This window comes from Methanosarcina sp., from assembly GCF_028693135.1.
Lineage (GTDB): Archaea > Halobacteriota > Methanosarcinia > Methanosarcinales > Methanosarcinaceae > Methanosarcina.
Genome location: NZ_JAQUVZ010000005.1, coordinates 143,949 through 156,830, shown reverse-complemented (window position 1 = coordinate 156,830; position 12,882 = coordinate 143,949). Strand labels below are relative to the sequence as shown.

Genomic DNA, 12,882 nt, shown 5'->3' with positions numbered 1-12,882 from the left:
AAAGAGGTATTGGCTTGGCAAAAATTCAGAAATAACAAAAACTCGAAGGTTAATTGGCAATTCACAACCGAGGATGCAAGAATAAAATTGTCGCGCCTTTATCCGACACTTGAGGATTGACGCGACAGTAGTTCCTTTTTTATAAAACATGCAATTGGTGAAAATTGCAACTTGTTTTTTTTGCATAGTAAGCCCATTTTTTCAGGTCCCAATATACCTGGATTACGGCAGCAGTGAACTAAATTTAATTATTTTCAAGCTCATTTTTATTCTGATTACATATTCTTCTGATTTTTAAAGTTTTTTCGTCTTCAGACGCGGATAAATTAGTTGCTTTTTCAACTGTTCCTGCATCTCATTTCAACTCACTAAACTCCTTTTTGTCAACTCCTTATAAGTTTTCTGTCCATAGTCTCAAATAATCAAAGATAAGAAAATAATTACAGGTTCGAAAGAGTATTAAAAAATCAATTTGAGGATTTGGCTATAAAAACTTGCAAAGGTTTATTAAAAGTTAGTTAAAAAGTTCAAATATTAATTCAAACCTGCTTTCATTTCATCCCGGAGGCGGTACAATGGGAACCATTATAAAATATGGAATTTTTTTAGTTTTGACTTTTTCTTTGCTGACATTAAATACTTTAGCGCTGTCCAATCCTTCAAACGATAATACTGAACTCGAAAACAATAGCAATGAAGCCATTGGTATTGACATATGTATAGACTTCATACCATACACCCATGAAGAGTTAAGAGACAAATCCGATACTATTGTAATAGGTACAGTTAAAGAAATACTTCCACCCAGATGGAATACAGCAGACGGAAAACAACCGTATAAGTTACTTACCAAACTTGCTTATCCTGACGACATCATTTACACTGATATTGTTATAAGTGTTGATGAATACCTGAAAAACCCGTTATCGTCCAGAGAGCTTATTGTAAGAGTCACCGGTGGGACGATTGGGGATTTTAGCATGACTACAGATGCTGATCCAAGATTCAATACTGGTGAAAAGGTTTTGCTATATCTGAGTAAAGATGAAAGCTCCAGTACCAGGGATATTGGACCCGAGCACTTCATAGTTACAGATTTTTATCGGGGCAAATATACATTAACAGACGATGGGAAAGCTACAATGCCCGATGAACATACTACTCTGGATGAACTGTTGAATTCAATTAATCAAACCGATAATAACACAGTTGATGGCGGAATATCAGATAATACAGAAATAGCAGGTAAGCAAGAAGGATCCGGTTCTACTATTCAATCAAAAAGAATTCCTTTCATGAGCTCTTTCTGGATGCTTGCGGCAGTGATTGGAGCAGTTCTGAGTGTAAAACACAGACATCAATAAGTTATTTATGATCTTATTAAATGGCTATTCTGCTTCATTTAAAAGGAAGTACCTACGATTTTATTATGAAGCCGGAAGATCAAAGCAGTTTGGAGAGGGGGGAGAAAAGTGAGTACTTATAGCAATGGCATTCTTTTATTCAGGTTCAGGGATGAGAGGCTTGAAGTAATGCTGGTTCATCCGGGGGGGCCAATCTGGGCAAAAAAAGACTATGGAGTGTGGTCAATACCTAAAGGGCTTCCCGAAGAGCATGAATCCCCTCTGGAAACGGCAAAAAGAGAATTTAGAGAAGAAACAGGTTTTGAGGTCGACGGCGAGTTTATTGATCTGGGAGAGTTAAATCAACCTAATAGAAAAATAGTGCATATATGGGCTCTTGAAAAAGACCTGGAGACAACAGGTGTTGTGAGTAATACATTTACGTTTGAGTGGCCAAAAAACTCCGGGAAAATGCATGAGTATCCCGAAGTCAACAAAGCAGGCTGGTTTGATATTGAGCTGGCTAAGAAAAAAATACTAAAAGGACAGATAGGTTTTCTTGATAAACTCATGGATATTATAAATTACTCCCAGAAGGAAGAGCATCTGGACAAGGAAAAAAGTTACAAGCAAACTACATTATTTTAAACTTGTCTATATATCGAACAGTAAATCCGTAAAAGAAAAAACTAGGTTTGATTAGACTAATATTATGTACAGTATACAAAAACGGACTTAGAATTTACAGCAAATTCATGACACTGCTCAATATCTAGATACTTCATTGACTCAAAAAAGAAGAATATACAAGAATGTTAGGAGTGAATTGAGTAGAAAATGTATTAAAAAATGAATTTAACCTGTTTTGTTCGGAGCTTTTTGCTAAGAGCATATCATTTAAATATGTTAATCGGAAAAAACTCTAATTATTTATATTGTCAATTGCGGACTGATTTTCCATGAGTGGGTTTGATGAGGTTATTAGCAAAATACGCTGTGGTGAATTAATTTTATGGGTTGGTTCTGGTTTTTCAAAGTCTGCAGGATATCCTACAGGAAGTGAATTGGCTAACATAATTAAGGATAAGTTGAACCCTGATGAAAAGCAATATTTTGAGAAAAAGTTCAACCTCGATGACGTGACAGAGGAATTTGTTCAGATGCGTTCTAGAAAAGAACTCATATCTGTATTAGATGAAGTCTTTAAAAAAGAACCTATAGATTTAACATTGCATGAAATGGTTTCCAAAATTCCTCAGATTCAAACTATAATCACTACAAATTACGATAAGTCCTTTGAACGCGCTTACAGAAATGATATTTTCACAATTATCAGTGATCAGGAAGTCCCTGCTTCTATTAGAAATAAAGTCAACCTCTATAAAATACACGGAGACATAGATATTTCAAATTCCATAATAATTACAAAAACAGACTATTCGGACTATTATAAAGAAAGAAAGGAAAACCTTGTATGGAATGAAATAAGGTCTTTGATTTCAAAATATTCTATATTGTTTATAGGCTATTCTTTTGAAGATTCTAATGTTAAGTCCATGTTTACAGAAATTCTGGGAAGATTGGGTGACTTACACAAGGATTACTACTTAATAACACCCAATTTACCAGAGCACAAAAAACGCTACCTTTTAGAGAAATATTCAATACATTACATCAAGATGTCTGCCGAAGATGCAATTAGTAACATCAGAAATGAAGTTGAAATAAATCTTATAATGGATACAGAAGATGGGTATGTACCTCATCATCTAGTTAAAAAGATCTATTGGGAACGAAAAATTGATCCTGACTTTTCCATTGCAGAAGAGGGAAAACTGATTTTAAAAGATATAGGTGTCTTAAAAGGAGGCCCTCGAATAGTATGGAATATATTTTTGAAAGCCCCAATCGAAAAAAGTAGCAGAATTAAAAAATTTGAAGACATTCTATCTGGGAATATATTTGGAAAATGTTCGATATCTCAGGATGATTGTATAATTAATCTCTCTGCAAAAGTTGGTGAAAGTCTGTTATTTGATCCAAAAAATGGTGACGCTAGTGATTTAACAGTAACAAGTATTCCAAATGGTCACGTTTCTGCAAATTTACTACTTCTCAAATCAGGTTTGTTTTTTAACAATCTAAAAGGAGAGCGTTATTCCTCTGGTTCTGTTGGTGAAATTAGAGTATTTCACGATGTTTTTGATTTAACAATTAAAATGGATACTGGAAAAACTGGACAAGGTATCCATTTTAATGTGCACGCGAAAAATGTAATGGAAGGATATCATATTTTTAACTTTATAAACTCCTGGATTGAAGAAGATTTGCTTCAAGTTAACTTCGACTTTTTAGAAGTACCTTATACTTTGTTATTTAGTAAGTTATTTTCGGAAAAAGTAGTTCAGGATATGAAGAGAAGGTATGATCTATATTCAAAACTGTTTAGAATTCAGAGGGAGTTTAATGTAATTTTTGGTGATTTTACTTTTGTTACAGATGATGATTTCAATACAATGAACGAAATAGTATTTTTGCTTGATGGAAGTCAATTACCTCAAACAGGAAAGATTTTTTCATTTCAAGGAGAGATAGTGGATGAAGAACACTTTTTGAGAGTTTTAGATCAAGGACTCTCTAATTTTACTTACGGCCCACTTCCACGAAATTATCGTCTTCTTAACACTGATATAGTTTTAGATTGTGGTCTTAACTTATGTAATGGATTTATTGTAAATAAACAAGAGGCAATTTCAAAATTAAAGCAAGGTTTCAAGAAATTTAACCTTGAGGTTGAGAGCAAAACTGAAACTTATTCTGTGGCATGTTGGGAAATCTTGATTTCTAAGCAGGATGAAGGTCTTATTTTAACTAACCTCAAAAATAAGTCAGCACAACCAGATGACTAATAACTTCTTGAAATGTGAACAACATAAATCTAACTACGCAATCGCATTCAAAAACTAATCTCTATATAGGAAAATGAAGAGTTTAACCAAAAGCATCTATGGTATTTTCGTTATAGAATTATCAGAATTTGATTCCTTATTTACTGTTTTTTGTCAAATCAAACTTACTCTGGCACACCCCCGGTAAGCAACAACGCCAGCAAAAAATATTTTACAAAACATCTACAAACTTTGTAACATGAATTTCGGATTTTTAATCTTTCCGGGTCTCGAAGAGCTTGACCTTGTCGGTCCCTGGGAAATAATATCGCTCTGGAGCAAATTTGCCCAGGGACCTGAAAACTGCCTCATGATTGCCGAGAAACCCGGTCCCGTAATCTGTCAGAAGGGAATGTCCATAAATCCTCACGCTACCTTTGTAGATTGCCCTCCACTTGATTTTCTACTTGTGCCGGGTGGCGAAGGCACGCGGAGATAAGTAGATAACAAGTCTCTGATAGAATTCGTTGCCGGGAAGGCTGAACACTGCAAAGCTGTACTGTCGATCTGTACCGGAACATTCATCCTTCACAGGGTCGGTCTGTTCTCAAACAGGCGAGCTACTACCCACTGGGCTTCCTTGCAGAAGCTGCGGGAATTAGGTGATGTGGAGGTTGTGGAAGATAGAATTGTAAGAGATGGAAATATCTGGACCTCAGCAGGTATTTCTGCAGGTCTCGATCTGGCGCTTGCATTTCTCGAATATACGGCAGATGAAAAAACAGTGGGCAAAATTCAGCTTGGAGCCGAGTACTACCCGTCCGGCAAATCATATTGTAATATGCATAAAATTCTGCAGGCTCCTGAATATTTGAGGAAAAGGGACTGAAACGTCCCTCAACCCTTTCAAAAACCTTACTTCCATGTTACTTCAAGGGGCTTCCTGCGAGGGATTCCGTATACTTTGTATGTCGGGTTGCCAAACATCATTGCATAGGCAAACTTTCGTCCTGCGGGCAGGTCGAGTTCCTTCTGGAGAGGTTCGTAGAACATGGTAGCCGCCGCAACAAAGCCAGCCCAGCAGGTGCCGATTCCGAATGCTGGAGCAGCTATATCAAAATGGGTAAGGGCGATGATAGCATCGACAGGTGCAATCGGGCTATTCTCAGGGATATGGGCGAAAAGCAGGTGTGGAGCGTCCCGGCAGATGACATCGTATCCCTGCTCCCATGCCGAAATAAGTGCAGGTACGTAACCGCTCATCGGGTGAGGGGTGTTCACAAGGCTCTTCATCCATTCGATGGTGAGCCCGGCAATCTTCCTGACTTTCTCCGGATCATGGACGACCAGCCACTGCACCGGCTGTCCGTTGGTTCCGGAAGCGGCGTAGCGGGCAATATCGAGGACTTCAAGAATTTTCTCCCTTGGAACGGGATCTCGGGTAAAATGCCGCACAGACCTGCGTTTCTTGAGATAATACTTTATGTCCACCTGGGAGATGGTACCGGCACCAACAGGCAGGGGGACCTTCTCATCAGGACGGAGGTCCAAAATGAGAGCCTCAGACGGGCAAAAAACCTCGCAGTGCCCGCAATAGAGGCAGCGTAAAATGTTTTCGTCCTTCACCTGCGGAAGATGAGCCTCATCAACTGGATCGATGATACCTGAAGGGCATATCTTTACACAAATGCCGCACCTCGTGCAGAGGTCCTTATCAATGATAATGTGAGCCATTATATCAAATCCTGTTAAGGCAAATCATGTTAAGGGCAGATATATACCCAACCAGCATTAATTACTTTTCTTTGCCTGTGAATATCCCTCTCAAATCCATTATAGCAAGTAGTTGTCTTCAATCAAGAAAACTAAACTGTAGAGATATATCTGACCCATCTGACCCGTACAGGGTCATTAGCTGTTTTAAGTCATTTTTGTCACGCTCGACGCAGGAGAGCGGCAGTTCCCAAAAAGACAAAAAAGAAGAAAAAAACCGAAAATAAAAACTATCGAAGAAGTTATAAAAACAAACAAAAAACAAACAAATCAAATTTTATATAAAAAACACTTTTTTTGAGTCTTTTTTCATTCTAAATTATTTTTTATGTTTTTTTTGCAGGGCCGCCAGACAAGCTGGCGGAGGCGTTTATAATTATCTATAAATTTTAATTCGAGTTCCGGGGTCAAGGGAAGTATTTGTTGGATCAGGAAAACATTTCCGTATTCAGTTTCTCTTAATACAAGCATGAAATCAGGGGCCAGCAGTTTACTTCTGCCTGATAATGTTTTTGACCCGCCTGTCCCATTCTGTGGACTCGAAAAGCTCCCTGAGTTCCGAAGAATCGTCAATAAAGCAGAAACCCCAGTAGATTGCAGGCAAAAACTCTCTTTTCCACTGTTCTTTTTTCTTTTTATCAAGGAATTGGTAGGTTTCGGAAGATGATAGGCGGCTTACGAACCCGAGAACTTTGACAAGTTCCGGAATCGTTTTCTGGGCAGAACCAATTTTCAGGCACTTTAGCCTGTAGCTGTCTAGCTTCCTGATATCAGGGTCGAATCCCAGGGTCCTTAAAATTTTATTTTTCTCGGGCATCGAAATACGCGCACCGTAATACTTCAGGGAATTTAAAGCCTGAAGTTTCAGGAGCCATTCAATTTCCCCGAAGACTTTGGGCTTGTGCTGTCTTGAAACATCCCCTAACCTGCGGTCTTCGTAGGCTTCCCTCTTGAGCTTGTTTATCTGGGTGGAAAGATTTGCGAGCTCTTCTGCGTCTCTGAGTTCCCTGACCCTGAACCTCAAGGCTCCCCGCATAAGTTCCCGCTTTTCCCGTTCAAAAGCTCCTATATCCTTTTCCTCGGTTATGGCAAGAAGACGCGAGAAATATTTTGCCCTGAGAGCAGTTGGGGGAAGCCTGACAGGGACCTCTTCTGCCTGTACATCCTTTCCCTTTCCTTTTCCTTTTCCTTTTCCTTTTCTGAAGTTACTGAAGTCTACCTTGCAAATTTCTATTTTTCCTTCCTCAATTGCCCGGGCTGCATCTCCTTCGGAGAAAAGCTCTTCGAGGCGAATTTCAGGCTGGAGCATCTGTACCTGGTCAACCTTTTCCCCGTTGAAAACCCCTTCTCCGAAATGCTGATAGAGGGAATCGATGTTGTCCGCGATCTCAAAGATGCTTCCCCTATCCTTCCCGGAAGCCGGAGAAAGCCTTGTAACCCTTCCTATCTGCTGTTCAAAGAGCCGCATACTCAGGGTTGGCCGCAGAAGGATAAGGTTTTCAAGCCCCGGAAAATCAAAGCCTTCGATCAGCATGCCGACCGTGCACAGGACATAGGGCGGCTTTCCTGTCTCTCTGAAAGCTGCAAGAAGAGAACTCTGTTCTTCCTTAGGCAGTTCAGAGGTCATAAAAGCGGCATATGTGAACTCCCCTTCTGGAGTATAATTCTCAAAATCAAGAGGTAAGACAGGGTCAGAGTCCTTTTCCAATTCCAGGGTAGAGATTTCCCCGTTGAAAACTGAGGCAGTGAGCTTTGCATGAAACGCATTGATTTCCTCTCCGTCTTCCCCGGCTCCATAAACACGTTTCCGGACAGGGGCGCAGAAGACAAGGGTCTTTGTGTTCCTCTGCTTTACCATCGAATCGTACACATCTTTTGCGAGCTGGGTTCTACGGATAACTTTTTTCAATTTGTCAACAGTGCTACAGTCAAGGTAAAGGTCCTGCCTGTCAAGTTCATCTAGCCCTTTCTCAAAATCGAAGATCTCAAATATATCCTCCGAACTTTCAGCAATCGTATACTTAAGGGGTGCAAGTTCTTCGTCAAGGATACACTCAGGAAGAGTCTTTGCATAGACCTCTTTCATATCCCCGGCAATTTCGTCCACGAATTTGACATTTCCGACCACACCCTGGAAAGGAGTTGCAGTCATCCCCAGGATTTTAGTCCGTTCTCCTAATTCATTAAGAAAGTTGTTTCCCCTGTTATTAATGAAGTTGTGGATCTCATCCACGATTGCAAGGTCGGTATATTCAAGAAGCAGTTCTCTGATTTCGGATGCCTGTTTTCCGAGTACTGTCTGCAGAGAGGCAAAGAGTACAAAGCCTTCGCCTTTTTCCTGCCCGGATTTTTTAAGGGCTTCTGCAATCTCTTTTCTAGCTACCTTCTGTTCGGAAGAGAGGAGCGCACTATTGGGAAAGAGGGGGGCGGTTCTCTTCCTGTTGTAGTAAGTCTGGCTAAGAAGAGGATTGTTTTTCGAAATCAGGAAAAGTACAAGTTTTCCTTCCTCGTAATATTTTTTCATAATATGTTTTGAAAGAAAGGTCTTGCCCCAACCAGTGGGGACTTTGATATAGCCTCTCTGATGGGTTTCAAAATATTCCAGAATATCCTCAAAGATTTTCTTTTTATCTTCCCTCAAGGGCTCGAGCTCGACGGTTTCCATGCCGGCTGAGGCTTCATTTGAAATTGTCATCAGTACGCTGTCCTCACGCTTTTCACTTTATGAGATTTAACCCTTTTAATTTTTTCATATTTACTAATACCAGAAAGCTACCTTTCAAAAAGTTTTCCGGAAAACTGCATGCTCCATGCACAGGAAACAGTGCATGCAACTGGAAATATTCTAAGAATTAATTCCCCTTACTACAAAATAACGGATAAAAAACTTCAGTCCAGAAAACCTGGGTCATCCCCTTTCGTTACAAAATCGAAAAGAGTATGTTTGAACTGCTTTTAGTTAAAAGAAATCCTTTTTCAGTAATATGAACTACGGTGATATAAGAATTACGGCAGTATAAGAATTACTATAATATAAAGTTGTGGAATTTAAATAATCTGAATATCTAACGAACTTCTAACGAATATCTAACGAACTTCTAACGAACTTCTAACGAACATCTAACGAACATGATAGCAAAGAGACTATGGAAATGTAAGCTTGCTGAAATCAGGAACTGCAACAATTTATGTGCCGGAAAAGTCAAAGGAAAAGGCTCGTTGCAGAGGTCCTCTATCCTTTGAAATCTTCCGGAAAAGGAAATTTGAAAGAGTTTAGAAGAACTTTGGTCTTGCAGAAAGATACTTTGCAAGAGGCAGCTTTCTGTAGGGCTTGCCAGCAGTTTCTTCTTTTATGCGGGTATTCAGTTCTTCCGGGGTCATCTGAACTTTTTTAGGTTTATTCTGTTCGGACTCGGACCGGACGGTTACGTTAATCGTACCTTCCTCTATTTCTTTATCTCCAATAACCACAACATACGGCACCCATTCCCTGCCCGCTTCCCTTACCTTCTTTCCTATGGACAGGTCGCGGTCATCAACATCAACCCTGCAGTCCATTTTCTTTGAAAACTCTTCGGCAAAAGAGAGGTGTTTTTCGGAAACCGGCACAACCCTTACCTGAGTGGGAGAAAGCCATAAAGGCAGCATAGGTACTTTTCCTTCTTCGGTTTCCATTGCAGCCTTTTCAAGGAGAGCATAGATACAGCGTTCGATTGCTCCGCTTGGAGAGCAGTGGAGAACGGTCGGTCTCTCCAGTTTGCCATCTGCGCTCGCATAAGAGATATCATACCTTTCGGCATTTTCCACATCGATCTGGACAGTGGAAAGGGCACTTGCCTTGTCAAGGGCATCTACAAAGTTAAACTCGAATTTGAGCACGAAGTAGAAGAAACGGGTGTCCCACATCTCCACAAGCACGGGCTTGTTAACGGTCTTTGCCATGCTGATTACCAGGTCTTTATTGGACTCATAGAAGTCTCTGGTGAAACGGATGGCAACTTCATAATCGTCAACGTGTATCCCCATATTTTCAAGCACGTCGATGCAGAGGTCATACTGCTGTTTGAACTGGTTTACAGCCTGATCCATGTCCTCACAGAGAGTGTGCATATCAGGCATGGTAAAAGCCCTGAGCCTTCTTAAACCCACAAGTTCCCCGCGCTGTTCCTTTCTGAAACTGTAGCGGGTCATTTCGATCATCCTTAAAGGCAGGTTTTTGTAGGAGATCGTCATGTCGTGGTTCATCAGGAATTGCCCGAAGCATGCCGCAAAACGCAGGAACATCTGCCGCTTATCAGACTCAATAGAATACTGCCTTGCAGGGAACCTGTCAAGGTACTTCTTGAGAGTCGGGTGGTTCATATCGTACATGATGGGAGTTTCAACTTCCATTGCCCCAAAATCGGTTGCGACATCAAGCACGTAGTTTTCAAGGAGGGACTTAACAAGCCTTCCCTTTGGGTAATAGCGCATGTTTCCGGAGTCGGACCCTGGCTCGTAGTCTGCAAGCTCAAGCCTCCGCATGAGTTCAACATGGGGAGGAGCACGCTCAACTGCCCTGCTTTTGGACATTTCATAATTCACAAACTTCTGAAGTTTTGGATAAGGGGTGAGGTCAAAGCTCTCGACTTCATGGAGTTCCCCGTCCAGAGTCAGGATGCGCCAGTAGGATCTGGCAGTACCTTCGGCTTTCAAAGCTTCGGAAACTACCTCTTCTTTTTCCTCTACTGCCACAGTTTTGCATACTGCTTTTGCGGTCCCCTCGGGACGGATGCTCCTGGAAAGTTCGGAGAGGGGGTGCCCTTTACAGCTTACAGTAAAGGCTTTGTACCATCCAAAAGGAGCCCGTTTGACCTCAAATTTTCCGGAGAGGGCTTTCTCAATGCCTTTTAAGACCTCTACTGCAACTTTTGGAGAGGAAAGGTCAGAGCTCAGGTGGGCATATGGATAAAGCATTATGCGGTCGGTTTTGACCTGAGCTGCAACCTTTTCGATTTCAGACACAGCTTTTTCTATGGCTTCTTCTGGATTTAGTTCATCCACGCTTTCCACAGCCGTAAAAGCGGTGAGGGCTTCCTCAAGTCTGCCTGACTTTAAGGACTCTTCGATTTTTTCAGCAACTGGAGTTTGTTTTTTGGTTTGGTATTCAATATAGTCAGAGTGAATGAGCAATAACTGCATTCTATCACCTGTGTTTTCTAAGCCGAATATGTTTCCCGAATTGGCTTTGGTTCTGGATCAAACAGAGGCTCAAACAGTATTAAATGATAGTATTACGGCTTGTATGACGACTTAATACTATGATCTGATTTCAGAACTATTTGAGGTCTGTACCCGTCAGTAGATATTGATTAAAGGAAGTTAAGAAGAATATATGACAGTCCTAACATCCTGCAATGATATAAAGCAATCCCTTTCGCCTCAGTGAAATCTATTTTTATCAATCAGTCCCTGCAGTATTTTGTCAATTTTTTGAGGTAGAGGTCAGCCTGTGCTGCCATTTCAGGATGAATCTGCTCCTGATAAACTCTGTAGGCTGCAACGAGGGCTCCCAGAAGAATGGGGGCTGCAAAAAAACCTGCAACTCCTCCCACAAAAGCTCCTCCCAGGAAGGCAAGCATTAGCAGCATCGGATGGATCTTTGACTTCAGGCCGGTCAGAAAAGGCCTGAGGATCAGTTCGGGAGGGCCATAAATTACAAGGGAAGAAACCACAAAAAACAGAAATGCACTTTCAAAACCCTGTTCTAAATAACGTATTAAAGATAGGGGCACAAGCACCATATACCCGGCAAAAAGAGGGATAATCGATGCTATGAAGATAAGGGTTGCAAGTGCCAGCACATGGGGAAATCCGAAAGCGTAAAAAACGGCTACGGAAGTTACGCTTACTATGAGGGCAGCGTAAGCATTGCCTATAAAAACTCCCCTCAGGATAAGGTCCAGATGAGCCGCATAACGGTTTACAGTATTCTGGTACTCCCCTGGAATCACGCCAAGAAAAGCACAGTACAGCCTGTCTCCATCGGCAAGCAGAAAATAACAAAAGAAAATCGAAACTATGAAATTAATAACAAAGAGACCGATGCTCTGAGCATATGAGATTAGCCCTATGCTGCCAACTGCGGGTAGCAGGGAGGTAAAAAGGTTCCAGATAGCAGTATTTATCCTTTCAACATATGTTGCAGGAATTTCCAGAGCATTTATAAAATCTAAAATTCCGCTCATGACTGAAGCCTGGTGTTCAATAATCCAGGAGACCTGGTTAAGGATCTCAACAACTCCGGCTCCTACAATGAATACTATAGGGATGAAAATGAAAAGGCTGGCCATAAGAGCCCCGACTTTTCGGTACTTTCCAAATTTCACCTGGACAGGTCTGGCAATATAAGCAAAGACTATCCCAAGCACTATTCCGTCTGCCAGGGGCAACAGGATCAGAAAAGCGAAGAACAAAAGCACAGCTAATGCAAGAGCTATTCCTATTTTCCAGCGGCTGGCAATAATCTGGCTGACTCCGTCAGGTGGGTAATTCAATCGCATTCTTCAGTTCCATTATGATAATATATGATAGTAATTCAATCAATTAAATGAGGGGTAAAGATAATCAAATTCGAGAACCGGAAACAAAGGTCTTAAATGAGTCCGGATGTAAACATTGTTAAGCTCGAAGTTAAATCTAAAGACTATTGGATTCATTAGTATAAAGTTTAGTCAGTATGTGCGGAGCCCGTTCAGGCAAATAACAGGATAATCAGGCATTTCCGGGAAGTTTCGCAGGTTTTTGGTCTGAGAGGTTGTGGTAAGATTACGGGTATAATATGGAAATATAATTAGAAACTATTTAAAAATATCATAGAATTATGAACAGAACAGCAA

At 40.8% G+C, this 12,882-nt stretch carries 9 protein-coding genes and 1 pseudogene; 6 read left to right on the top strand and 4 right to left on the bottom strand.

Going from position 1 to position 12,882, the window contains the following annotated elements:
- From PHF18_RS04215 to PHF18_RS04190, 6 genes and pseudogenes are all read left to right on the top strand, one after another.
- A pseudogene (locus PHF18_RS04215) lies at nucleotides 1-120 on the top strand (IS630 family transposase); the annotation flags it as partial.
- Between the two features lie 455 nt (nucleotides 121-575).
- Nucleotides 576-1,364: a hypothetical protein gene (locus tag PHF18_RS04210; protein WP_300098766.1), complete on the top strand. Its 789-nt coding sequence runs from the start codon at nucleotides 576-578 to the stop codon at nucleotides 1,362-1,364.
- A gap of 108 nt (nucleotides 1,365-1,472) precedes the next feature.
- Nucleotides 1,473-1,991 (top strand): NUDIX domain-containing protein, encoded by a 519-nt coding sequence (locus PHF18_RS04205; protein WP_300098764.1) that lies wholly within the window; start codon nucleotides 1,473-1,475, stop codon nucleotides 1,989-1,991.
- Nucleotides 1,992-2,302: 311 nt separating this feature from the next.
- Nucleotides 2,303-4,252 carry an SIR2 family protein gene (locus PHF18_RS04200; protein ID WP_300098761.1) on the top strand — a complete coding sequence of 650 codons (1,950 nt, stop codon included), beginning with the start codon at nucleotides 2,303-2,305 and terminating at the stop codon, nucleotides 4,250-4,252.
- 238 nt (nucleotides 4,253-4,490) lie between these two features.
- Nucleotides 4,491-4,730, top strand: coding sequence for a hypothetical protein (locus tag PHF18_RS04195; RefSeq protein WP_300098758.1), 240 nt, complete (start codon nucleotides 4,491-4,493; stop codon nucleotides 4,728-4,730).
- Nucleotides 4,731-4,745: 15 nt separating this feature from the next.
- The gene (locus PHF18_RS04190; protein ID WP_300098777.1) at nucleotides 4,746-5,120 is read left to right on the top strand and encodes a DJ-1/PfpI family protein; all 375 of its coding nucleotides are present in this window, start codon (nucleotides 4,746-4,748) and stop codon (nucleotides 5,118-5,120) included.
- 26 nt (nucleotides 5,121-5,146) lie between these two features.
- Here the strand turns inward: PHF18_RS04190 and PHF18_RS04185 are convergent, their stop codons facing one another.
- From PHF18_RS04185 to PHF18_RS04170, 4 genes are all read right to left on the bottom strand, one after another.
- Nucleotides 5,147-5,965 carry a nitroreductase family protein gene (locus PHF18_RS04185; protein ID WP_300098755.1) on the bottom strand — a complete coding sequence of 273 codons (819 nt, stop codon included), beginning with the start codon at nucleotides 5,963-5,965 and terminating at the stop codon, nucleotides 5,147-5,149.
- A 529-nt stretch (nucleotides 5,966-6,494) separates the two neighbouring features.
- The gene (locus tag PHF18_RS04180; RefSeq protein ID WP_300098752.1) at nucleotides 6,495-8,699 is read right to left on the bottom strand and encodes a DEAD/DEAH box helicase; all 2,205 of its coding nucleotides are present in this window, start codon (nucleotides 8,697-8,699) and stop codon (nucleotides 6,495-6,497) included.
- 578 nt (nucleotides 8,700-9,277) lie between these two features.
- Nucleotides 9,278-11,185: a threonine--tRNA ligase gene (locus tag PHF18_RS04175; protein ID WP_300098749.1), complete on the bottom strand. Its 1,908-nt coding sequence runs from the start codon at nucleotides 11,183-11,185 to the stop codon at nucleotides 9,278-9,280.
- Nucleotides 11,186-11,448: 263 nt separating this feature from the next.
- Nucleotides 11,449-12,546, bottom strand: coding sequence for an AI-2E family transporter (locus PHF18_RS04170; protein ID WP_300098747.1), 1,098 nt, complete (start codon nucleotides 12,544-12,546; stop codon nucleotides 11,449-11,451).
- Nucleotides 12,547-12,882: the final 336 nt, after the last annotated feature.

Excerpts from the sequence above, each read along its gene's own strand:
- PHF18_RS04210 (WP_300098766.1), top strand. The coding sequence starts at position 576 with ATGGGAACCATTATAAAATATGGAATTTTTTTAGTTTTGACTTTTTCT.
- PHF18_RS04200 (WP_300098761.1), top strand. The coding sequence starts at position 2,303 with ATGAGTGGGTTTGATGAGGTTATTAGCAAAATACGCTGTGGTGAATTA.
- PHF18_RS04195 (WP_300098758.1), top strand. The coding sequence starts at position 4,491 with ATGAATTTCGGATTTTTAATCTTTCCGGGTCTCGAAGAGCTTGACCTT.
- PHF18_RS04185 (WP_300098755.1), bottom strand. The coding sequence starts at position 5,965 with ATGGCTCACATTATCATTGATAAGGACCTCTGCACGAGGTGCGGCATT.
- PHF18_RS04180 (WP_300098752.1), bottom strand. The coding sequence starts at position 8,699 with ATGACAATTTCAAATGAAGCCTCAGCCGGCATGGAAACCGTCGAGCTC.
- PHF18_RS04175 (WP_300098749.1), bottom strand. The coding sequence starts at position 11,185 with ATGCAGTTATTGCTCATTCACTCTGACTATATTGAATACCAAACCAAA.
- PHF18_RS04170 (WP_300098747.1), bottom strand. The coding sequence starts at position 12,546 with ATGCGATTGAATTACCCACCTGACGGAGTCAGCCAGATTATTGCCAGC.